The organism is Amycolatopsis sp. NPDC051903, from assembly GCF_044452505.1.
GTDB lineage: Bacteria > Actinomycetota > Actinomycetes > Mycobacteriales > Pseudonocardiaceae > Amycolatopsis.
Genome location: NZ_JBITBT010000008.1, coordinates 175394 through 197729 on the forward strand (window position 1 = coordinate 175394; position 22336 = coordinate 197729).

Here is a 22336-nt window from a genome sequence, read left to right on the forward strand (position 1 = left end):
GACTCCTTCGCAACGACGTTTGGGTCGCTTCCCGCCGTCCACTCGGCGGCTGGGACTAAGCGTTTTGAGGGGGCGGTCGCCGACCACCCCGCAGAACCGTTCTGGAGCTTCGGCTGGCCGCGCCCGGACCAGGCGGCTGAGGTAAGCCGCCCAGGTCGTTCCGTCGAGCACTCTGTTCTGACCTTGCGACCTCGCGACGAAGGCCCCCGATCTCACGGGGATCGGGGCCTTCGGTGGTGTCGGCGAAGCCTTCGCAACGACGTCGACGGCGATTCCCGCCCGCGCCGGGTCCGTCAGGCGCGGCGGCGAGCGCGTTGTTCTGAGCTGCTGGCCTTACGACACTCCGTGAAACAAGCTCAGCCGTACTGCTTCGAGCAGACCGAGGAGCCCTCCAGGTAGCCCCGGCGCAGGGATTCGACGCGGTCGAAGCCGCTGTCGGGGCGTTTGCCGTTGATGTCGGCGGAGACGAGGCCGTCGGGGCGGAGCAGGTCGGCGATGGCTTCGTCGAGGTCGCCCGCCGAGAGGCGGAGGGCGCCGGGGCGGTTGGTGAACGCGGCCCACGCGCCGACGAGGCACGCGGTGCGCAGGCCGGCGTTCGGGTTGTCCAGGGAGGCGCCCACGCCCTTCTGGATGCCCAGCGCGTAGCGCGAAGCGATCTCCGCGAACGCCGCGAAGTCACCCAGGCCCGTGCTCGCGCGGCCGGACTGCTCGGCGTCCTCGTCGACGGGCTGCGCGAGCTCCGTGAGCCGCGTGACGTCGATGTTCACGGTGTTGTCGGCCGGGCAGTACGACGCCGGCGGCGTAGCCGGGCCGCCCGCGCAGGTGCCGCTGCCGGGGACGACGGCGGGCGCGGCCACGCCGGCGCCCTTGAACGCCGAGTCCAAGCTGGACTTCAGCAGCGTCAGCGTGTCCTGGTCGACCTTCGCGTCGCCCTTGCCGGTGTCCTTCGTGTCGAACGGGCGCTCGGTGAGGCGCGCCTGCACGTTCTGCGCGTTCATGGCCGCGCACTCCTTCGGGCCCTTTTCGAACCCGGTCTGGAACGCGAACGTGCGGTCGAACGCCGTGCCGTGGGCCTGGCGGTCGGTGCCGCTCGTGCCCGCCTGGTCGCGGATGAAGAACATCGCGGCCATGATCTGGTCGAGTCCCTCGGCGGTCGAGACCCGGTAGTACTCGCTGTTGCCCTCGGCGACCCAGCGGAAGTAGCCGCCGGCGAAGCAGTCGGCCTGCTGCTCCTTCACCACGCCCGGGGTGTTCTTCGTGATGCCCGCCTTCGGGCCGAGCCGGTACTGGATCGCGTGCCCGAACTCGTGGGCCAGCACCGTCACCACCGACATCCCGCCGAACCGCTGGCGCAGCATCGGCAGCAGCACCCCGCGGTCCCACGCCACCGAATCGTCGGCCGAGCAGTAGAACGCGTTCACGAGCTTCTTCACGCTGCCGCACGCCGTTTCCTCGGTGTCGGTGCGCGAGTCGTACGACAGCAGCGACGTGACGGGCTTGAAGCTCTGCCCGAACTCGGCGGGCAGCGTCGCGTCCCAGTAGGCCTCGACGTCGGCGATCGCGGCCGTCGCGAGCTGGTCGTCCTGGCCGCCCTCGGCGTTCTTCACGTTCAGGTCCGGCCGCGGCGCGCCGCTCTTCAGCCCGCTGTCGAAGTGGGTCACGGGCAGGCCGGCCACGTTGCCCGCGCCGGGCGTCGCGGGAGCCGGCTTCGTCCCACAGCCGGCCGCGCCGAGCGCCGCCACCACCGCGAGCGCCACGAGCGCTCCCCCTCGCTTCATCACGCCCGGGACCCTACTAAGCGGTCGCGTCCGGTGTGAGCGTTATTCCCGAACGGGTCGCGAGCGCGGCGGGGAGCGGCCCGATATGGTCGCTGACCATGCGTGCTGTCCGTCGTTTCACCGTCCGCGCCAGCCTGCCGGATTCGCTCGCGGGCCTCGGGGCGCTCGCGACGAACCTCCGCTGGACCTGGCACCCCCCGACCCGCGACCTGTTCGCGTCGATGGACGCCGAGCTCTTCAACTCGATCCGCGACCCGTTGCGCATGCTCACCGCGCTGCCGCCGGAGCGGCTCGAGGAGCTGGCCGTGGACGAGGACTTCCTCGAGCGCACGCGGCAAGCCGCGGCAGAGCTCGACCGCTACCTGTCCGAGCCGCGCTGGTACCAGCGCCGCACCGACGACGACCTGCCCGAGGCCGTCGCGTACTTCTCGATGGAGTTCGGCGTCACCGAGGCTCTGCCCAACTACTCGGGCGGCCTCGGCGTCCTCGCGGGCGACCACCTCAAGGCCGCCTCCGACCTCGGTGTGCCGATGGTCGGTGTCGGGCTGCTCTACCGCTCCGGCTACTTCCGCCAGAGCCTCTCGCTCGACGGCTGGCAGGTCGAGCACTACCCGGTGATCGACCCCAACGCGTTCCCGCTGGAGCTCGTCACCGAGGGCGGCCACGCGGTGCTCGTCGAGGTCGCCATGCCGGGCGGGCGCACCCTGCGCGCGCAGATCTGGCGCGCCCGGGTGGGCCGCATCCCGTTGCTGCTGCTCGACACCGACATCGAGGCCAACGACGAGGACCTGCGCCCGGTCACCGACCGGCTCTACGGCGGCGACGCCGACCACCGCATCCGTCAGGAGATCCTCGCCGGCATCGGCGGGTTCCGCGCCGTGCGGAAGTTCTGCGACCTGACCGGGCACCCGCAGCCGAAGGTGTTCCACACCAACGAAGGCCACGCCGGGTTCCTCGGCCTCGAACGCGCCCGCGAGATCATCCAGGCCGACCGCCTCGGCTTCGACGAGGCGCTCCCGGCCGTGCGGGCGGGCACGGTCTTCACCACGCACACGCCGGTGAGCGCCGGCATCGACCGGTTCCCCGTCGACCTGGTGCAGCGCTACTTCTCCGACGGCCGGCTCGTGCCCGACGTCGACGTGCGGCGCGTGCTGCAGCTCGGCGCGGAGGACAACCCGGGCCTGTTCAACATGGCGCACATGGGCCTGCGGCTCGCGCAGCGCGCCAACGGGGTGTCGGAGCTGCACGGGCGCGTCACGCGGCGGATGTTCTCCCGGCTGTGGCCCGGGTTCGACGACGACGAGGTGCCGATCTCGTCCATCACCAACGGCGTGCACGGGCCGACCTGGGTCGCCCGCGAGCTGAGCGCCCTGCTCGGCGGCAACCACGACGAGTTCGGCCACGAGGGCTCCGAGCCGGACAGCCCGCTGCGCGACGGTGTCTCGGACCAGCAGCTGTGGGACCTGCGCCGCGAGCTGCGGGAGAAGCTCGTGGCCGAGGTGCGCCGGCGTGTGCGGAACGCGTGGATGCAGCGCGGGGCCTCGGCGCTGGAGCTGGGCTGGACGGACCGCGTCTTCGACCCGGACGTGCTGACCGTCGGCTTCGCGCGCCGCGTGCCCACGTACAAGCGGCTCACGCTCATGTTGCGCAACCCCGACCGCCTGCGCGCGCTGCTGCTGGACGAGAAGCGCCCGATCCAGATCGTGATCGGCGGCAAGTCGCACCCCGCCGACGAGAACGGCAAGCAGCTGATCCAGCAGATCGTCCGGTTCGTGGACGACGCGGCCGTGCGCCACCGGATCGTGTTCCTGCCGGACTACGACATGTCCATGGCGCGCTACCTCTACCGGGGGTGCGACGTGTGGCTCAACAACCCTGTGCGGCCGCTGGAGGCGTGTGGCACGTCGGGGATGAAGTCGGCGCTCAACGGCGGCCTCAACCTGTCCATCCGCGACGGTTGGTGGGACGAGTGCTACGACGGCTCCAACGGCTGGGCCATCCCCACCGCCGACGGCGTCACCGACCCGCTGCGCCGCGACGACCTCGAAGCCGCCGCCCTGTACGACCTGCTGGGCCAGCAGATCGCGCCGCTCTACTACGACCGCGACGGCTCCGGCGTGCCCACCGGCTGGTTGTCGATGGTCTGGCACACGCTCGAGACGCTGGGTCCGCGCGTGCAGGCTTCGCGCATGGTGCGCGAGTACGTGGACTCCGGCTACCTGCCCGCGTCGCGCATGGTCACCGCCGCGACCGAAGACGGCTACCGCGGCGCCCTGTCCCTGGCCGACTACCGCACCAAGCTCGAGGTCGCGTGGCCGCGCGTGCGCATCTTCGACTCGGAACTGCTCTACGACCGCGCCGAACGGCTCGTGGTCGGCACCGAGGTGACCGTGCGCGCCCGCATCGACCTCGCCGGCCTCGACCCGTCCGAAGTGGACATCCAGGCCGTGGTCGGCCAGGTGGGCGACGCGGACGAACTCACGGAGACCGTCACGGTCCCCATGCACGGCGATGGCATCGGCGCCTTCTCCGCCACCCTGCGGCTGCCGCGCGCGGGCTCGGTCGGGTACACGGTGCGGGTGCTGCCGAAACACCCCCTGCTCGCGAGCCCGGCGGAACTGGCGCGGGTGGTGCTGGCCTGATGCCGGAGTTGGTCGCGCCCACCACCCGCCTGCACCGCGCCTGGCTGGACGCGCATTCCGAATGGGGACCCGGCCGGCACGAAGACGGCTTCGGCCTGGACCCCGCCGACGAGGTCACCTCCCCGGCCGGCTTCGCGGCTTTCGTCTCGCGCCTGGCCCGCGATGGCGACGTGCGGTACCGCTGGCTCACCGAGGACGACACCGTCCTCGGCGGCATCGCCCTGCGCCACGCCGACGACGAGTACACGCACTGGGCCGGCCACCTCGGCTTCGGCATCCGGCGCACGGCCCGGGGACGCGGGCTGGCCACGTGGGCCCTGACGCAGATGCTCGACGAGGCACGCACGCTCGGCCTGCAGCGCGTCCTGCTGGTGTGCGCCCCGGACAACCCCGCGTCGGCGCACACCATCCAACGCGCCGGTGGGGTATTCGACCAGATCGCCCCCACGCCTCACGGCCCGGTGCGGCGCTACTGGATCGACCTCGCCGCATCGGGGAGTTGAGCGACCGGCGCCTGATCACGGCGCCTGGTTTGTGTGCCGTGTTTTGCGGATGCGCGCTCACAGCATGGTGATCGGTGCGCAGCCTTTGTGCGCCGCCGGTCAACGCATTGTTGCCCCGGCACCGGGATGCGTGCGCCGACGCTCAGGACATGTCAGCCAGGGCACCGAGATGCGTGGCGCCGACGCTCAGGGCATGGTTGCCTCGGCACTGGGATGCGTGCGCTGGCGATCAGGGCATGGTTGCCTCGGCACTGGGATGCGTGCGCCGACGTTCAAGACATGTCAGCCAGGGCACCGAGATGCGTGCGCCGGCGATCAAGACATGTCAGCCAGGGCACCGAGATGCGTGCGCCGGCGATCAAGACATGTCAGCCAGGGCGCAACTTCTGTCCCGCCCTGACACGACGGGCGGCTGCGTGGCAGCGATTGTTCCCCCGACAGCCACAGCATGGTGGCCGTCGCACAGGGATTGTGCTTTGGCAGTCATGGCAGGGTAATTGGCGTGCAGACTTGAGTCTCGGCGGACAGGGCGCGTTGGCCACGGCGCAGGGCATGTCCGCGGTCGGACACGGCAGCGGTTGTGAAACATCGGTTGTTGATCGGCTGTCGCAGCGCGGTGGTATGTGCGCAGGGTTTGTGTGTCGGCGATCAGGACATGAGTTGTGCACTCGCGCGCAGCATGCGGTGGCGGGGGCACGGGCTTGTTCGAGGCCGGACATGGCGTTGTCCGCGGAGCAGTAGTTGGTTGTTTGCGGTCGCTGCGTGGTGGTTGTCGCGCACGGCTTGCGCGCTGGCGGAACGGCATGGTGGCGAAGGCACGAGGTGTGTGCTGGCCGTGGGGCGAGGTGGCCGGGGCACAGGGTTTGTCCGCGGTCGGACATGGTGGTAGCGGCGAAGCAGTGGTTGTTTGTTGGTTGTCGCTGCGTGGTGGTGGGTGACCAGCGTTTGTGCGTTGGCGGTCGGGCACGGCTGGGGGTGTGCGCTGGCGCCCAGGATGCGGTGGCCGGGGAACGGGGGTTGGCCGAGAGCGCTCTCGGCGGTGGCCGCGATGCAGTGGTTGTTCGTCGGATATCGCTGGGTGGTGGTGGGCGGCCGGCGTTTGTGTGTCGGCGGTCAGAGCATGGTGGCGGCTATGGCCCGGGGTGTGTGTTGGTGCGCAGGGTGTGGTGGCCTGGGCACAGAGGTTGTTTGGGGCCGGTCATGGTGGTGGTAGCGGGGCCGCCGATTGTTCGGCGGCAGCCATGGCGCGGGGTGTGTGGGTGCGCAGGGTGTGGTGGCCGGGGCACAGAGGTTGTTCGGGGCCGGACATGGTGGTGGTAGCGGGACCGCCGACTGTTCGGTGGCAGACATGGCGTGATGGCGGGTGCGCAGAGTTCGTGAGTCGGCGGGCGCTCAGTTGGTGGCTGCGGCGCATGGGTTGTGCGGCGGCGCACGCCGAGCTGGTGGGTGCCGCACAGCGGGTGTGAATCGGCGGACATCGTGTGGTGGTGAAGGCACCAGCGTTGGTCGCCCAAGCACAAACCAGGTCAGCACCCCATCAGCACCTGCGCACAAAACCTCACGGAACGGGGTCCGAACCACCCTCCACCACCGGCAGCCCCGCCGCGGCCCAGGCGCGGAAGCCGCCCGAGAGGTCGGTGGCGTTGGGCAGGCCGAGGCGTTGCAGGTCGGCCGCGGCGAGGCTGGAGGCGTAGCCCTCGTTGCACACCAGGATGGCCGTCGTGTCTGTTGTCACACCTGGGAGGCGCCAGGCGCTGTCCGGGGCGAGGCGCCATTCCAGGTGGATGCGCTCGACGACCACCGAGCCGGGGATCTCGCCCTCGGCGGCGCGGTTCGGGTGCGGGCGGATGTCCACCACCAGCGCGCCTTCGGCCTGAAGCTGCGCCGCCTGGGCCGGCGTGACCCGGTTCAGGGTGGACCGGGCGCCGGCGAGGAGGTCGTCGATCGAGCTCATCGGCCGAGTATGACCGGGAACGGCGGGATCTCCGCGGGCACGTCGGCGAGGGTCGTGTACTCGCGCGTCGCCACCAGCGGCGGCGAGTACGCGTGCACGCTCGCGGCCGGCGCGTCGCCGAGGCCCGTGACCTGGTGGGCGCGCCCGGCGCCGAAACCGATGCCCTCGCCGGCGGAGTGCGTGCGGCGGCGCACCGGGCCGCCGGGGTAGCGGTACTCCTCGCCGAGTTCGCCCTGCAGCACGGTGAACGAGCCGGCCGCGCCGCCGTGGTCGTGGGGTTTCGTCTGCTGGCCGGGCAGCCACGACAGCAGCCACAGCTCCACGCCGTCGGTCAGCGCGAGCCGCGCCCACCAGCGGCGGTCCTCGTCGAAGCGCAGCACCTCGCGCAGACCGGAAGTGAGCTCCGTGGTGACGGTCCGCGTCAGTTCCGCCAGCTCACGCGGCGTCCACAACAGCCGCGCCGGCTGCAGCAGTTCGACGAGCAGGGGATCGGTCAGGTGCGGGTGGACCTCGAAATCGGGACGGGTGATCGACGTGGTCAAGGGGGTGCTCCTCGCGAGCGGAAGTGGGTCCGGGCTGGTCACGGCGCAGCGCGGCACGCGGGAACGCGAACGTCCCCGGAATCAGTGCCGCGCCGCGGTACACCCGCACGACGCGACGAGGAGCAGGTCGATCGTGCGCCGGCGCCAGAACGAGCCCCGCGGTGCGGGGAAGGGCGCGGACACGGACCTGGACACGCAACCGATGGTGCCACAACGGGCACTTTGTCCGCGCCACCGTCTCATCGGCTGGACGCCCGCGCGCTGTCAACCCCGGGCGGGTGCGGACGCGCGCGCGTGGACGGCCACAATGGGCGCGTGAGCGAGCCGATCCTGCCCAGCGACCTTGACGACCTCGTGGTGCGGATGTCCGGTGTCGGCGTCCGCCGCAACGGAAACGACCTTCTCGCGGACCTCGACTGGAACGTCGAACTCGACGAACGCTGGGTCGTGCTCGGGCCCAACGGCGCGGGCAAGACGACCCTCCTGCGGCTGGCCGCCGCGGAACTGCACCCCACCTCCGGCACCATCCACCTGCTCGGCGACCAGATCGGCCGGGTCAACGTCTTCGAACTGCGCCCCCGCATCGGGTTCACCTCCGCCGCGATCGCCCAGCGCGTGCCCGGCGACGAGCTGGTGAAGGACGTCGTGGTGAGCGCCGGCTACGCGGTGATGGGCCGCTGGCGCGAGGCCTACGACAGCCTCGACCTCGACCGCGCCACCGAGCTGCTGGCCACGCTCGGCATCGCGCACCTGGCCGACCGCACGTTCGGCACGCTGTCCGAAGGTGAACGCAAGCGGGTGCTGATCGCACGTTCGCTGATGACGGACCCGGAGCTGCTGCTGCTCGACGAACCGGCCGCCGGTCTGGACCTGGGCGGCCGCGAGGACCTCGTGTCGCGGCTTTCGGACCTGGCGATGGACCCGGACGCACCGGCGATGGTGCTCGTCACCCACCACGTGGAGGAAATCCCACCCGGCTTCACCCACGCCCTGCTGCTGCGCGACGGGCACGCCGTGGTGGGAGGGCTGATGGACGACGTGATCACGAGCGAGAACCTGTCGAAGACCTTCGACCAGGACCTGGTGCTCCAGCGTTCGGGCGAGCGGTTCTTCGCCCGCCGCCGGTAGGTTGTCCTTACCGGCCGGTAGCCTGCTGGCAACCCGTCAACGAGGAGGAATGCTGCGTGGGAGAGTTCGTAAGCCTGGAGGTCGAGGGCGGCGTCGGCACGATCCGGCTCAACCGGCCGCCGGTCAACGCGCTGAACAACCAGGTGCAGGCCGAGCTCGCCGAGGCCGCGCGTGAAGCCTCGGACCGCGACGACGTGCGCGCCGTGATCCTCTACGGCGGCGAGAAGACGTTCGCCGGTGGCGCTGACATCAAGGAGATGGCCGCCCGCACCTACCCGGAGATCGCGAAGTTCGGCGCCGAGCTCACGGCGTCGCTCGCGCGCATCGCGGGCATCCCGAAGCCGGTCGTCGCGGCCATCACCGGCTACGCGCTCGGCGGCGGCCTGGAGCTGGCCCTCACCGCCGACTGGCGCGTGGCGGGCGACAACGTGAAGGTCGGCCAGCCGGAGATCCAGCTCGGCATCATCCCGGGCGCCGGCGGCACGCAGCGCCTCACACGCCTGATCGGCCCGAGCAAGGCCAAGGACCTCATCTACACCGGCCGGTTCGTGAAGGCCGACGAGGCGCTGAAGCTCGGCATCGTCGACGAGGTCGTGGCGCCGGACGACGTGTACGCGGCCGCGCGCAAGTGGGCCGAGCAGTTCGTGAACGGTCCCGCCGTGGCGCTCAAGGCCGCGAAGACCGCCATCGACTCGGGCCTCGACGTCGACCTGGCGACGGGCCTGAAGATCGAGACGCAGCTGTTCACCGCGCTGTGGGCGACCGAAGACCAGAAGAACGGCATGGCCTCCTTCATCGAGAACGGCCCGGGCAAGGCCACCTTCGAGGGGAAGTGACCTCCGTGACCGACCCCGCGCCGAACCCGCACGCCACGGCGGAGGAGGTCAAGGCCGCCTACGACGACCCGAAGCTCGCCAACGTCCTGTACCACGACTGGGAAGCCGGGACGTACGACGAGAAGTGGTCGATCTCCTACGACGAGCGCTGCATCTCCTACGCCACCGACGTGTTCAACGCCGTCGCCGGTGACGACGGCCAGCCCTACGGCCACGCGATGGAGCTCGGCAGCGGCACCGGGTTCTTCCTGCTCAACCTGATGCAGGGCGGGGTCGCCAAGAAGGGGTCCGTCACGGACCTCTCGCCGGGCATGGTGCAGGTGGCGCTGGGCAACGCGGAGAACCTGGGCCTCGACGTCGACGGCCGCGTCGCCGACGCCGAGCGGATCCCGTTCGACGACAATACGTTCGACCTCGTGGTCGGCCACGCCGTGCTGCACCACATCCCGGACGTGCGCCAGGCGTTCGGCGAGGTGCTGCGCGTGCTCAAGCCCGGCGGCCGCTTCGTCTTCGCGGGCGAGCCGACCAAGGTCGGCGACTTCTACGCGCGCAAGCTCGGGCAGATCACGTGGTACCTCACCACGCGCATCACGAAGTTCCCGGCGCTGAACGGGTGGCGGCGCCCGCAGTCCGAACTGGACGAGTCGTCGCGCGCGGCGGCGCTCGAAGCCGTGGTGGACATCCACACCTTCGACCCGTCGGAACTCGAGGCCATGGCCCGTGGCGCCGGCGCGCAGGACGTGCGCGCGGTGACCGACGAGTTCTCGGCCGCGCTCGCGGGCTGGCCGATCCGCACGTTCGAGGCCGCGGTGCCGCAGGAGAAACTGACGGTGCGGTGGCGGATGTTCGCGTACCACCTGTGGCTGCGACTGTCCGCTTTGGACAAAAAGGTGCTGTCGAAGGTGCTGCCGCGCGAGCTGTTCTACAACGTGATGATCACCGGGACCAAGCGGCCGTCCTGAATTGGCCTACGGTTTCTCGCTCGACGACGTCGCCTTCCTGCGCTCCGCCGCCGGACGGGCGGCGCTCGCCGAGTGCGCGGCGTTGCCGCTGACGGACGCTTCCCGCCTCGCCGACGTCGCGGCCGTGCGGCGTTCGGTGGGCGAGCGGTTCGCCGCCGCGGTGCTGGAAACGGTGGTGCTGCGGCGGAAATCGGCCGCGAAGCTCGCGGGCGCCGATGAGTGGCTCTTCACGGGCGACGCGCTGCAGCAGGCGAGCGCGACGCTGGTGGCGCGGCACCGGGCCGCGCGCCTGGCGGGCCGGGACGTGCACGACGTCACGTGCTCCGTCGGCGCCGACCTCGTGGAGCTGGCGCGAGTGGCGAAGCGGACGTTGGGATCCGATGTGGACCGCGTACGGCTGGAGATGGCGCGCCACAACGCTTCCGCCGCGGGGGTGCTCGCGGGGCTGGTGCAGGCCGACGCGCTGCGCCCGGCCAGCCGCGACACCGTCGTGGTCGCCGACCCGGCGCGGCGCGATTCGGCGGGCCGGCGTACCTGGAAGCCCGCGGACTTCGCACCGCCGCTGGACGGGCTCGTCGACGCGTACCCGGGGCGTCCGCTGTCGGTGAAGTGCGCGCCGGGCCTGGACTTCGCGATCGTTCCCTGGGCCGACGAGGTCGAGCTCGTCTCGCTCGACGGCGCGGTGCGCGAGGCGTGCCTGTGGCGGGGCCTGGGCAACGGCGTCGCACGCCGGGCGACGGTGTTGCGTTCGGACGGTACGCAGTGGACGGTCGCCGACACGGATCCCGACGAGCTGCCGTCGCGGGCACCGGGGGAGTGGCTCGTGGACCCCGATGGCGCGGTGGTGCGGGCCGGGCTCGTGCGCCACTACGCCGCGCGCCACGGCCTGTGGCAGCTCGACGAGCGCATCGCGTACCTCACCGGCGACACGCCACCCCCCGGGGTGCGCGCGTTCCGGGTGCTGGAACACGGTCCGTACAGCGAAAAAGCCCTGCGTGCGACCATGAAACGGCTCGGCGTGGGGCGGCTGGAGATCCTCGTGCGTGGTCTGGACGTGGATCCGGACGCTCTGCGTCGCCGCCTGAAACCGCGTGGTCACGAAGAGTCCACTGTGGTGCTCACGCGGATCGGCCGGTCGCCCGTGGCGTTCGTGTGCCGCGCCGAACGCATCCCTTCGGAGGGTTCTCCAGACCAGTCCGTTGGCGTAGATTTCGGAAGCTTGTAACCCGGAATTCACCAACGACACCGGAGGGGTCGCCGTGTCTCGTTTTCCCGCTCTGCTCAAGCTCGCCGCTGCCGCCGCGATCGGCGCCACCGTCGCGGGTGGTGCGACCGCGCTGGCCGGTTCCGACGCCGTGACGGCCGCCCACGGGCGCGAGCCGGCGAACATCGGCCAGGTCAAGAACGACGTGAAGGCCTACTACGGCGACTACCTCGACGCGGCGGGCAAGCACCACTACTCCGACACGAGCCGGTTCGTCACCGACACCCAGCGCGTGGTCGCCGACGCGAAGCACTACCTCACACAGAAGCTCGGCAAGGTCAAGAACCCGGCGATCGTGCTCGACGTCGACGACACGTCGGAAGTCACCTACGGCTGGGAGGCCGACAACGACTTCGGCTTCGACCCGGTGAAGCAGCAGCAGGCGATCGACAACGGCACGTTCGTGGCCAACAAACCCGTGCTGGAGCTGGCGAACTGGGCGGCGCAGCGCGGCGTGAAGATCTACTTCCTCACCGGGCGCAGCCAGCCGCAGGGGCCGCAGTCGCTGAAGAACCTCGCCGACGAGGGGTACCCGGCGCCCGCGGGCGCGTTCTTCAAGCCGGCCGGCACGGCGCCCGACTACCTGCCGTGCGGCCTGACCTGCACGACGATCCAGTACAAGTCCGGCACGCGCGCTCACATCCAGGCGACGGGCGCGCACCTCGTGCTCAACCTCGGTGACCAGTTCAGCGACCTCGAGGGCGGGTACGCCGACCACCCGGTGAAGCTGCCGAACCCGATGTACTACCTGCCGTGATCCCGTTCCCGCACTGACGAGCGGCGGCCCGGGCGTCCACGGTGGACACCCGGGCCGCGGGATCAGCCCGTGTAACCCGAGAAGATCTTCGAGAACTCGTACGGCTGCTGCGTGATGTTCGTGCACTGGTAGAGCGCGCCGTTGCACGCGTTGGCGTCGCGCCCGGCCTCCCAGAAGGACAGCATGCCGAGGTGCACGCTCTTCGCGAAGTTCACCACGGCGGTGGCGTCCTTCTGGTAGAAGATCTCGTTCTGCGAGTCGTTCACCCCCAGCATCGGCGTGAGCCCGACCTTCTGCCACGCGGCCGAGTCCGACAGCCCGAAGATGGACTTGAGCTGGGCCTGCGTGGCCTTGGCCGCGGAGATCGCCTTCGCGCCCTGGTCACCGGCGCCCTGGTAGTAGTCCATCGCCATGACGTTGACCAGGTCGAGGTTCACACCCGCGGCCTTGGCGGCGTTGACGACACCCACGCCGTTGGAGTCGAGGCCGTTGGGCAGAACCGGCAGTGTCAGCGAGATCTTCAGGCCGGGGTTGTTGTCCTGCACGGTCTTCAGCGCCTGCGAACGCCGCTGGATCGACGCGGTGTCGGCGACGGCCGCGCCCTCGATGTCGAGGTCGATGTACTTGAGGCCGTACGCCTTCACGACCGCGTCGTACTCGGCCGCGAGCGCGGACACGCTGGAGCACGCCTGCGCCAGCTCGATGCCCGACGCGCCACCGAAGGACACCTTCACGTCGCCACCGGCCGACCGGATCTTCGCGATCTCGGCCGACTGCCACGCCGAGCGCGGGTCGTAGGCGTTGAACCAGCTGGCCTTGCAGCCGGCGCCGGTGACGAACCCGAGCGTGAAGCCCTTCACGCCGCCCTTGGACGACATCGCCGACAGCACGGGCGTCGGCCACGCGCCCATGTCGACGTACGGCGCGACCGGTACGGGTGAGCCGGCCGCGGCGACACTCGCGCCGGCGGGCGTGGCCGCCACTCCGGCGGCGACGGCCAGCACGCCACCCAGCGCGGCGAGCAACCTGCGGGGAGAGGGGAGCCTCATGGTGAAACCTCCACAGCGGGGACCTGGAGAGCGGGAAACCTTGTCCAAATGGTATAGACCAATACCCTGACGCGGGCCATAGACCATTCGGATGCCGCGCGGTTCCGCTCACCGGGATCGCCGTGGTGGGGCGATGGTCAGGCGCTGCACCGGTTCCGCTGACCGGGTGGTGCCGGGCTTGGGGATTCGCTGTGGTGGCGGGTTGGGATCGCGGGACAACAGGTGCCCGCGGACGTTTGCGTGCTGTGATCGCTGGTTCGCCGACGCTGTCGGAGTCAGCGCGGGCCGAAACCGGACGTCGTTCGGAGTTCGCCGGCCGGTCAGGCGCTGTCGAGGTTTTCCGCGCACCGGCGCAGCAGCTCGGCCAGCCGTCGGCGCTCGGTGGGCGACAGGCCGGTCAGCATGCGTTCCTCGGCGTCGAAGACCACTTGCTCGGCGGCTTTGAGCTGCGCGGTGCCGGGACGCGTCAGAGTCACTGGCCGCGCGCGCCCGGTCGAAGCCTTCTCGGCCACTGTCACGAGACCCGCGGTGCGCAGGCCGCCGAGGACGTCCCGCAGCGATTGCCGCGTGACGAAGCACCGCCGCGCCAGCTCGGCCGACGAGGCGCCGGGGTGGTCGGCCAGTGCCCGCAGCACCGCGTACTGCGACATCGACAGCCCGATCGGCCGCAGGTCCTCGTCGCACGCCTGGCGCAGCGCCTGCTGCGCGCGCTTGACCAGGTAACCGGGCCGGGCCGTGGTTTCGGCTTGACTCATGTCAGGAACCTTACACATACTGGGGATGTAAGGAACCTGACACAGGAGGAGCGATGACGACGATCGACCCGGCCGCGGACGTCGCGACGCTGGTCAACGTGTTCACGGTCGACCCGCGGCGCCAGCAGGAGCTGGTCGAGGTGCTGACCGCGGCCACCGAAGAGACGATCCGCCACCGTCCGGGCTTCGTGTCCGCGAACATCCACGCGAGCACCGACGGAACCCGCGTCGTCAACTACGCGCAGTGGGCGAGCGTCGAGGAGTACCAGGCGATGCTCGCCGATCCCGGCTGCCGCGAGCACCTGGCCGCGGCCGCCGCCCTGGCGAGCTTCGACCCGCACATTTACACGGTGGCCTCGGTCCACCACCGCTGACGGGGTCAGCTCACGGCGAGCGCCGTGACTCCCGAGACGTAGCGGCCGCCCTTCACGTCGCCGAGGGGGACGAGGCGGGGAAGGTCGAGCGGCGCGCCGTCTTCGGCCGTCGAGAGCAGCAGCGGGCGGCCGCCCGCCGACTCCTCGGCGAGGGTCACCGCGGCGCCGTAACCGTCGGAACCGACCGCGACGACGGTCTTGTCCGGCGTCGGCAGCACGCCGGCCAGCAGGAGCACCAGGGACAGCGAGGGGCCGGACTCCGTGTGCGTCTGCTGGCCCTCGCCCGAGGCGAACGAGGTGGTCACCGTGCGGCGGGGCAGGTGGGCGAGCAGGACCGGCGGCAGGGTCACCGTGCGGTGGCCGAACGAAATCCGCACGGCTTTGTCCGCCGGGCCCGCACCGGACACCGCGACGGTGACCGAGCGGACGTCGGGGACCGTGCGCAAGGCGGTGCGGTCGCCGGGCACGGCCAGGTCCACGCCGTGGCGGCCGGCGCGGAAGACGGCCGGGTGGTTGCCGAACGCGGGGTCGAGTTCGGCGAGCGCGAAGGTCACGGACCGGTGGGTGCCGGTCACCGCGACGGTCACGCGCAGCACCGTGTTCTTGCCCGGCGGCAACGCCGGCGCGGCCGCGGTGACCAGCTGATCGAGGTCCGCCCCGGCGAGCTCCGCCGCCGAATACGACTTCGGGCTGCCGACCGCGCCGCCGACGGACACCGTCGAGGGCGCCGCGGTGGCGACGCCCGTCGTGCCCACCAGTCCGGCGACCACTGCCACCACGAGGACGAGCTTGCGCATCCGCGCCTCCCTGAGCTGATAACACCCGCAGCCGCGGGCGAGCGGCCGAAGTTTAGCCGCTTTCCGGGAGATCGGGGCCCAGTCGGAACCGCATCCGGCAGACGACGGCGTCGGACCGGCGCCGCAGGGCGCGCGCGAGCACGGCGCCGCGCTGGTTCTGCAGCACGCGCTGCCACACGTGCTCCGGCTCGACCTCCGCGATCAGCACGAACACGTGACAGCCGCCGACCCCGCGCAGGTGCTCGACGAGCGGCGCGCCGAGCCGCCGGCGTTCGTCGTGCACCTGGACGAGCGGGACTTCGGGGTGCCAGCGTTCCCAGTCCGCGACGAACGCGCGGGCTTGCGCTTCCTCTTCGGGGTGCGTCACGTGCACCGCCTGCACGCGATCGCCGAGCGACAACGCGGCGGCCAGCGCGTCGCGCGTCAGCCGCGAGACAGTGTTCACCGGCACCACCACGAGCGCCTTGCGGGGCCGGGGCGGCGCCGGCGTGCGGCCGAGTTCGAGGCGCTCGCCGATGCGTGCGTAGGTGCGGTTCACCCACTCCATCGCGACCACCAGCAGCGGCAGCGCGACGACGATCAGCCACCCGCCTTCGGTGAACTTCGTCGCCGCGACGACCACGGCCGCGATGGCGGTGAGCAGCGCGCCGAACCCGTTGAGCAGCGCCTTGCCGGCCCAGCGCGGCGGGCGTTCGCGCCGCCAGTGCCGCACCATGCCGAACTGCGACAACGTGAAGCCCACGAACACGCCGATCGCGAACAGCGGCACCAGGGTGTTCACGTCGCCGCCCGCGAGCACGAGCAGCAGCGCGGACGCGCCGGCGAGGAAGCCGATGCCGTAGCGGTGGACCTGACGTTCGGCGCGCAGCGCGAACACGTGCGGGAGGTTGTTGTCGCGCGCCAGCAGTTGCGCGAGCACGGGCAGCCCGCCGAACGACGTGTTCGCGGCGAGCGCGAGCAGCAGCACCGTCGAGAACTGCACGACGTAGTAGCCGAACCCGTTGCCCAGCGCCGCGCTCGTCACCTGCGAGAGCACGGTGACGCCGTCGACCGGGTGGATCGAGAACTTCTCGATGAGCGACGCGATCCCGATCAGCATCACCGCCAGCAGCGCGCCGAGCGCGACCTCGGCCCGCTGCGCGCGGCGCACGCGCGGGCGCCGGAACGACGGCACCGCGTTGGCGATCGCTTCGACGCCCGTCAGCGCCGCGCAGCCGTTCGCGAAAGCCCGCAGCAGCAGGAAAACGCCGACGGTTTCGAGGCTGTGCGCCTGCGCGGGCGCGGCGACGGCGGCCGCCGGGTCGTGCCGGACGAGCCCGACCACGATCATGGTCAGGATCGCCCCGACGTAGACGGCCGTGGGCGCGATGAACGCCCGCGCGCTCTGCGCGATGCCGCGCAGGTTGACGCCCGTCACGATCGCCAGCACCGCGAGGCACAACCACGTCGTGTACGGCAGCAGCTCCGGGAACGCCGACGTCAGAGCGGCGACGCCGGCGGCTACCGACACGGCGACGTTCAGCACGTAGTCGATGACCAGCGACGCCGCCGCCACGAGCGAAGCCCGCCGGCCGAGGTGTGCGCGGCTCACGCCGTACGCGCCGCCACCGTCGGGGAAGGCCGCGATGACCTGCCGGTAGGAGAACGTGAGCACGGTGAGCAGCAGCGCGATCGCCAGCGTCACCGGCACCGCGAACCCGAGCCCCGCGCCGCCCGCGACGGCGAGCACGAGCACGATCGCCTCGGGCCCGTAGGCGACGGACGCCATCGCGTCCAGGGACAGCGCGGCGAGCCCGCCGAGCACGGACAGGCGGTGCCGCTCCGCGGGATCGCGCTTCTCGGGTTGTTCGGCGCGCGCGGGCGTGATCAAAGTCGACACGGGTCAAGGTTGGCGGTACGCCCGAATCCCGTGACCGCGCTTCACGTTTCCTTGACGCACAGCGCGGGGTTTTTCACCGGAACCCGCTTCGGCTGGTGCCGGGACAACGCGACGCCGGCGAGCACCACGACCATGCCCGCCACCACCCGCGGCCCGATCTCCTCGTGCAGCACCACGGCGCCGAGCACCACGGACACCACCGGCAGCAGGTACCCGACGGTGGCGGCCGTCGTCGCGCCTTCCGTCGCGATGAGGCGGTAGTTGAGGTGGAACGTGACGCCCGTGCCGAACACCCCGAGCACGACCACGGCCACCACCGCCGCCACCGTGACGTGCGGCGCGCCGGAGCCGAAGGGCAAAGCGAGGGCGCTGAGCCCGGTCGCCGCCACGAGCTGCGCCGCCGAGAGCGCCAGCGGCTCCGTGCCGCTGCCGACGAGTTTCCGCCCCATGTAAGCGAACGCGACCGCGTAGCTCACCGCCGCGCCGAGCAGCGCCAGCGCGCCCCAGCTCAGGAGCCCCGATTTCGTCCAGGGCGCGAAGATCAGCACCGTGCCCGCGAACCCGACGAGCAGGCCCGCGAGCCGGCCGGGCCGGGCGCCGCGTTCAGTGCCCGTCGCCAGGCCGATGACCAGCGACCACAGCGGGGTCGTCGGGTTGACCACGCCGGCCACCCCCGAGTCGACGGTCCGCTCACCCACCGCGAAGAGCGCGAACGGCACCGCATTGCACAGCAACGCCGCGACCGTCACGCGCCCCCACGTCGTACCGCCGCGCGGCAGCCGCTGCCGCGCCGCCACCGCGAGCCCGAGCAGCACCGCCGCCCCCAACCCGCACCGGACCACCGTCACGACCGCCGGCGAGAACCCTTCGAGCGCCAGCTTGATCCACAGGAACGTCGATCCCCACAGCACCGCCAGTACCGCCATGCGCACCGCTGTTCCGCCGCCGGACATCCACCCGTCCCCCTGTCTTCCGGTTCCCCGGCAGCCACGCTGCCGCACCCGAAAAACCAGGACAAGTGAAAGATCTTGGCACCGGCTTAAGCAGAACTGGACGATCCGCGCTGCTCCAGGAACTCCCGCCCGACCCGCTTCGGCACCCGGCAGAGCCACCCCTCGACGAGCGTCTCCTCCAACGTCTCGACGTCGATGTCCGCCAACCGCACGAGGATCGCCGGGTAACCGTTGAAGTGCGGCGTCGTGAAGAACACCGCCGGATCGTCCGCCAGCAACGCTTCCTTGGCCCCGACATCCGGCACCCGCACCGCCAGCACGTCCCCCTCCGGCGCCGCCGCACCGAGCGCCTCGAGGTCACCCTTGCGCAGCGGCCGCTCCCACGCGTACGCCTTGCCCTTCACCCCCCACTCCCGCGCGTCCCTCTTCACCACCCGCTCCGTCCCCGGCAGCCCAGCCCCCAGCCGGTCCACGTCATCCCAGGTCGCCATAGCCCTCAGGCTAGCCCGCTTCCCCACCACGAGCGGCCTTTCCGCGCCACCACCCACCCAAGGCGCCGCACCACGCGTACGAAACCGCCGCCGAACTACGCAGCAAGTCCTGCACCCAGCCCTGCCGTGCATCCCGATCGGCGACGCACCAAGCAATTCGACACCGCCGCCGAACTAAGCAACCAAGGATGCGCCCAGCCCCCGCCGGGCACCCCGAACGGCGGCCCACCACGCGCATACGACACCGCCGCTCGACCGCCCCACTGAGGATGCAGCCAGCCCCTGCCCGGCACCTCGATCCGAAGCTTCCACACGGCCGCCGACCCCGTGTCAAGGCACGCTTTCCCGCCTTGACACGGGGTCAGCGGCCGTAGTCACACTCAAGCTTCGGGGTGCCTACGCCACGCAACACGCCCCGCGAGGGCCGCATCACACCACAGACCAACCGCCGCCGCCCCCGCGCGGACCCCCAACCCTCACCGTTTCCGCGCCACCAACACCGTATCCCGAATCACCACCTCCTCTCCCTCCATCACGACCATCCGCTCCCGCGCTTCCACCTTCACCGACGCCCACGATTCGTCCAGCGTCCGAGCCACGTCCTCGGCGAGGAAGAACATGTCCGGGACGTTCGGCCGGTGCGCGCGACCCTCCACGTCGGTCGGGTGGTGACCGACGATCAGCAGCGTGCCGCCCGGTGCCACGGCGTCGGCGAGCCGCGCGAAGATCGGCTCGCGCTGCGCCGAGGCGAGGTGCAGGAAGTGCGACGTCACGAGGCCGTACTTCTCGTCCGGCACCCACGTGGTCAAGTCCACCGTGCGCCAGCGGATCCGGTCGGCCAGGCCCAGCGCTTCCGCCTGCGCGGCACCGCGGCCGACGGCGGTGGCCGCGAAGTCCGCCGCCGTCACCTCCCACCCGTTCCGCGCGAGCCACACCGCATCACCACCTTCACCACAGCCGGCGTCAAGCGCTGTCCCCGGTGGCAACGCGGCAGCCTCGGTCACGAGTTGCTCATTCGGCTTGCCGCTCCAGATCACCGGCGCCGACCGGTACCACTCGTCCCACGAAGCTTCGTCGAAGGGAACTTCCTTGTGCTCCACCGTCACACCCCGTGCCGATCCGGGCCGCCGACCAGCGCGGCGGCTTCGCGTTCCACCTCGTGCGAGAACGGCGCTCGCGCCCGCCGCACGTCCTCGGCCACCAGATCGGCGTTGATCATCGAGCCGGCCATGAGCCCGGCGGCCGCGGAGATCACGACCTGCGCCTTCAGGTCCGCCACGTTCCCGGCCACCCACACGCCGGGCACCTCTGTTGCGCCCGTGGCGTCGGCCGCCACCGCGCTGCCGACGACCTGCCCGCCGACCACCGTCTCCACCGGTTCCAGCCCCAGCTGTTCGAGCACGCCGGCCCGCGCGGTGAAGCGCGGGGCGACCACGACGACCTCGCGAGCCACCACTTCGCCGGACGCGAGCTCGACCCCCGTCAGCTCGTCGCCCTCCACCCGCAGCGCCGAGACTTCGCCCGCCACGACGCGGATCCCGCGTGCCGCCAGGTGGTCGCGCTGCTCGGCGTCGAACTCCGGCGCGGTGTGGGAGAACACGACCACGTCGTCGCTCAGCTGCCGCCACATGAGCGCCTGGTGCACGGCCATCGGATTCGTGGCGAGCACGCCGATCGCCCGGTCGCGCGCCTCCCAGCCGTGGCAGTACGGGCAGTGCAGCACGTCGCGGCCCCACCGCTCGGCGACGCCGGCCACGTCGGGCAGTTCGTCGACGAGGCCGGTCGCCACCAGCAGGCGGCGCGCCCGCGCGGTCCGGCCGTCGGCCAGCCCCACCTCGAACCCGCCGCCGTCGAGCGCGGCGGCCGAGGTGACCTCACCGCGCACGACCTCGCCCCCGTACCCGAGCACCTCTTCGCGGCCGAGCGCCAGCAGTTCGGCGGGTGGGGTGCCTTCTCTGGCCAGGTAGTTGTGCACGTGGCCGGCCGGGGCGTTGCGGGGCTCTCCCGCGTCGACCACCAGGACCGAGCGCCGGGAGCGCGCCAGCGCCACCGCTCCGCTCAGGCCCGCGGCTCCACCGCCGACCACCACGACGTCGTAGTTCTCGTTCACTTGCGGATTCCTCCTGTGTGTCCGTCTCCGCTTCGGACTATCCGGAGATCTGGCCGGCTTGACAAATGTGTTTGCCGAAGTGGCAAATGGACGGCATGGACGGTGAACTCCCGGACGTCGGCGACGTCCTCGAAACGGTCGGCCCCCGGCTGCGCGCGCTCCGTCAGCAGCGCAACGCGACGCTCGCGCAGCTCTCGGAGACCACGGGCATCTCGGTGAGCACGCTCTCGCGGCTCGAATCCGGTCAGCGCAAGCCCACGCTGGAGCTGCTGCTCACCCTCGCGCGCGCCCACCAGGTGCCGCTCGACGAGCTGGTCGGCACCGCGCCGACCGGCGACCCGCGGCTGCGCACGCACTCGTTCGTGCGCCACGGCATCACGTTCCTGCCGCTCACGCGCCGGCCCGGCGGGCTGCGGGCGTACAAGCAGATCTTCCCGCCGCGCTGGCCCGACAGCGACCCCGAACCCCGCGTGCACGAGGGGTACGAGTGGGCGTACGTCCTTTCCGGACAGTTGCGGCTGATCCTCGGCGAGCACGACGTGATCCTCAAGCCGGGTGAAGTCGTGGAGTTCGACACGCACGTGCCGCACTGGTTCGGCAACCCGGGCGACGTGCCGTGCGAGGTTCTCGCCCTGTTCGGGCCGCAGGGCGAGCGGTTCCACGTCCGGGCCAGCCCGGCGGCCTCTTGACGCATACCCATATCGGCATATGATGGGTCGCGTGGCACGAGCAGCGACGACGACAGACGTGTTCAACGCCGTGGCGGAACCCCGGCGGCGGGAGATCCTGGACGTGCTCGCCGGCGGCGAGCACCCCGTGAACGACCTCGTCCGGCTGCTCGGGCTGGGGCAGCCGCAGGTGTCGAAGCACTTGCGCGTGCTGCGCGAAGTGGGTGCGGTCGACGTCCGCGACGAAGGACGCCAGCGGCTCTACCGGCTCAACGGCCGCGCCCTGAAGCCGATCCACGACTGGGTGCGCCAGTTCGAGCGCACCTGGGAGGAGCGGTTCGAGCTGCTGGATTCCGTGCTGGAGGAACTCGACCGAACCGAGGGTGAGACAGATGACCGAGACACGAACGACGACGGGCACGGCGAAGGTGACGCTGCCGGCCGATGACCGGATCCTCATCACGCGCGAGTTCGCCGCGCCCCGGCACCTGGTCTACCGCGCGTGGACCACGCCGGACCTGGTGAAGCGCTTCTGGGCGGGCAAGCGCGGCACGATGAAGACCGTCGAGATCGACCTGCGCGTCGGCGGCCGGTGGCGCTACGCGATGGAGGCCAACGGCGGGTTCGAGGTCTCCTTCCACGGCGAGTACCGCGAAATCGTGCCGAACGAGCGGCTCGTGCACACCGAGGTCTACGAGCAGTCCGGCGCGTCCGACGAGGACGCCGTCCTGGTCACGACCACGTTCGCCGGGACCGGTGACCGCACCACGCTCACCCTGCTCACGGAAACCGGCAGCAAGGAAGTCCGCGACGCGATCATCGAGTCCGGGATGGAGGGTGGCCTGCAGGAACAGCTGGACGCGCTGGAGGAGCTGGCCGTCTCGCTCGCGTGAG

The 22336-nt window shown here is 71.2% G+C and carries 22 protein-coding genes; 11 read left to right on the forward strand and 11 right to left on the reverse strand.

Going from position 1 to position 22336, the window contains the following annotated elements:
• Positions 1 to 356 precede the first annotated feature (356 nt).
• Positions 357 to 1778 carry a neutral zinc metallopeptidase gene (locus ACIA77_RS20515; protein WP_395887486.1) on the reverse strand — a complete coding sequence of 474 codons (1422 nt, stop codon included), beginning with the start codon at positions 1776 to 1778 and terminating at the stop codon, positions 357 to 359.
• A gap of 98 nt (positions 1779 to 1876) precedes the next feature.
• Here ACIA77_RS20515 and glgP point away from each other — a divergent pair, with 98 nt between their 5' ends.
• Positions 1877 to 4420, forward strand: coding sequence for an alpha-glucan family phosphorylase (glgP, locus tag ACIA77_RS20520; RefSeq protein ID WP_395887487.1), 2544 nt, complete (start codon positions 1877 to 1879; stop codon positions 4418 to 4420).
• Entirely contained in the window at positions 4420 to 4923 is a 504-nt protein-coding gene (locus ACIA77_RS20525) for a GNAT family N-acetyltransferase (RefSeq protein ID WP_395887488.1), read from the forward strand. Before glgP ends, ACIA77_RS20525 begins: the two co-directional genes overlap by 1 nt.
• Before the next feature lie 1558 nt (positions 4924 to 6481).
• Here the strand turns inward: ACIA77_RS20525 and ACIA77_RS20530 are convergent.
• Positions 6482 to 6877 carry a rhodanese-like domain-containing protein gene (locus ACIA77_RS20530; protein WP_395887489.1) on the reverse strand — a complete coding sequence of 132 codons (396 nt, stop codon included), beginning with the start codon at positions 6875 to 6877 and terminating at the stop codon, positions 6482 to 6484.
• Complete coding sequence (locus tag ACIA77_RS20535) at positions 6874 to 7419, reverse strand: cysteine dioxygenase (RefSeq protein ID WP_395887490.1); 546 nt, start codon at positions 7417 to 7419, stop codon at positions 6874 to 6876. The genes ACIA77_RS20530 and ACIA77_RS20535 overlap by 4 nt, the downstream gene beginning before the upstream one ends.
• A 315-nt stretch (positions 7420 to 7734) precedes the next feature.
• On the opposite strand from ACIA77_RS20535, the gene ACIA77_RS20540 reads away from it, so the two are divergent.
• The 5 genes from ACIA77_RS20540 to ACIA77_RS20560 are packed head-to-tail and all read left to right on the forward strand — an operon-like array spanning position 7735 to position 12366.
• Complete coding sequence (locus ACIA77_RS20540; RefSeq protein WP_395887492.1) at positions 7735 to 8547, forward strand: ABC transporter ATP-binding protein; 813 nt, start codon at positions 7735 to 7737, stop codon at positions 8545 to 8547.
• Between the two features lie 56 nt (positions 8548 to 8603).
• Positions 8604 to 9383 carry an enoyl-CoA hydratase/isomerase family protein gene (locus tag ACIA77_RS20545; RefSeq protein WP_395887493.1) on the forward strand — a complete coding sequence of 260 codons (780 nt, stop codon included), beginning with the start codon at positions 8604 to 8606 and terminating at the stop codon, positions 9381 to 9383.
• The gene (locus ACIA77_RS20550) at positions 9380 to 10345 is read left to right on the forward strand and encodes a class I SAM-dependent methyltransferase (RefSeq protein ID WP_395887494.1); all 966 of its coding nucleotides are present in this window, start codon (positions 9380 to 9382) and stop codon (positions 10343 to 10345) included. The genes ACIA77_RS20545 and ACIA77_RS20550 overlap by 4 nt, the downstream gene beginning before the upstream one ends.
• Position 10346: 1 nt before the next feature.
• On the forward strand, positions 10347 to 11570 hold the full coding sequence (locus tag ACIA77_RS20555) for a class I SAM-dependent methyltransferase (RefSeq protein ID WP_395887495.1): 1224 nt from the start codon (positions 10347 to 10349) through the stop codon (positions 11568 to 11570).
• Positions 11571 to 11604: 34 nt separating this feature from the next.
• On the forward strand, positions 11605 to 12366 hold the full coding sequence (locus ACIA77_RS20560; protein WP_395887496.1) for an HAD family acid phosphatase: 762 nt from the start codon (positions 11605 to 11607) through the stop codon (positions 12364 to 12366).
• Positions 12367 to 12428: 62 nt separating this feature from the next.
• On the opposite strand, the gene ACIA77_RS20565 is transcribed toward ACIA77_RS20560, so the two are convergent.
• Positions 12429 to 13415, reverse strand: coding sequence for a chitinase (locus tag ACIA77_RS20565; protein WP_395887497.1), 987 nt, complete (start codon positions 13413 to 13415; stop codon positions 12429 to 12431).
• A gap of 320 nt (positions 13416 to 13735) precedes the next feature.
• Positions 13736 to 14170, reverse strand: a complete 435-nt coding sequence (locus ACIA77_RS20570; RefSeq protein ID WP_395887498.1) for a MarR family winged helix-turn-helix transcriptional regulator — start codon at positions 14168 to 14170, stop codon at positions 13736 to 13738.
• A 53-nt stretch (positions 14171 to 14223) separates the two neighbouring features.
• On the opposite strand from ACIA77_RS20570, the gene ACIA77_RS20575 reads away from it, so the two are divergent.
• On the forward strand, positions 14224 to 14544 hold the full coding sequence (locus tag ACIA77_RS20575) for an antibiotic biosynthesis monooxygenase (RefSeq protein ID WP_395887499.1): 321 nt from the start codon (positions 14224 to 14226) through the stop codon (positions 14542 to 14544).
• A 5-nt stretch (positions 14545 to 14549) separates the two neighbouring features.
• On the opposite strand, the gene ACIA77_RS20580 is transcribed toward ACIA77_RS20575, so the two are convergent.
• From ACIA77_RS20580 to ACIA77_RS20605, 6 genes are all read right to left on the reverse strand, one after another.
• Positions 14550 to 15341 (reverse strand): hypothetical protein, encoded by a 792-nt coding sequence (locus ACIA77_RS20580; protein WP_395887500.1) that lies wholly within the window; start codon positions 15339 to 15341, stop codon positions 14550 to 14552.
• A 52-nt stretch (positions 15342 to 15393) separates the two neighbouring features.
• Positions 15394 to 17220: an APC family permease gene (locus ACIA77_RS20585; protein ID WP_395887501.1), complete on the reverse strand. Its 1827-nt coding sequence runs from the start codon at positions 17218 to 17220 to the stop codon at positions 15394 to 15396.
• A 41-nt stretch (positions 17221 to 17261) separates the two neighbouring features.
• Positions 17262 to 18173: a DMT family transporter gene (locus tag ACIA77_RS20590; RefSeq protein WP_395887502.1), complete on the reverse strand. Its 912-nt coding sequence runs from the start codon at positions 18171 to 18173 to the stop codon at positions 17262 to 17264.
• 86 nt (positions 18174 to 18259) lie between these two features.
• On the reverse strand, positions 18260 to 18664 hold the full coding sequence (locus ACIA77_RS20595; protein ID WP_395887503.1) for an MmcQ/YjbR family DNA-binding protein: 405 nt from the start codon (positions 18662 to 18664) through the stop codon (positions 18260 to 18262).
• 476 nt (positions 18665 to 19140) lie between these two features.
• On the reverse strand, positions 19141 to 19764 hold the full coding sequence (locus tag ACIA77_RS20600; protein ID WP_395887504.1) for an SAM-dependent methyltransferase: 624 nt from the start codon (positions 19762 to 19764) through the stop codon (positions 19141 to 19143).
• Between the two features lie 2 nt (positions 19765 to 19766).
• Positions 19767 to 20774, reverse strand: coding sequence for an NAD(P)/FAD-dependent oxidoreductase (locus ACIA77_RS20605; protein ID WP_395887505.1), 1008 nt, complete (start codon positions 20772 to 20774; stop codon positions 19767 to 19769).
• A 95-nt stretch (positions 20775 to 20869) separates the two neighbouring features.
• Here ACIA77_RS20605 and ACIA77_RS20610 point away from each other — a divergent pair, with 95 nt between their 5' ends.
• From ACIA77_RS20610 to ACIA77_RS20620, 3 genes are read left to right on the forward strand one after another with little or no spacing between them, the layout of a single operon-like run.
• Positions 20870 to 21463 (forward strand): helix-turn-helix domain-containing protein, encoded by a 594-nt coding sequence (locus tag ACIA77_RS20610; RefSeq protein ID WP_395887506.1) that lies wholly within the window; start codon positions 20870 to 20872, stop codon positions 21461 to 21463.
• Positions 21464 to 21485: 22 nt separating this feature from the next.
• Positions 21486 to 21890: an ArsR/SmtB family transcription factor gene (locus tag ACIA77_RS20615; protein ID WP_395887507.1), complete on the forward strand. Its 405-nt coding sequence runs from the start codon at positions 21486 to 21488 to the stop codon at positions 21888 to 21890.
• Positions 21835 to 22335 carry an SRPBCC family protein gene (locus tag ACIA77_RS20620; RefSeq protein ID WP_395887508.1) on the forward strand — a complete coding sequence of 167 codons (501 nt, stop codon included), beginning with the start codon at positions 21835 to 21837 and terminating at the stop codon, positions 22333 to 22335. The genes ACIA77_RS20615 and ACIA77_RS20620 overlap by 56 nt, the downstream gene beginning before the upstream one ends.
• Position 22336 lies beyond the last annotated feature (1 nt).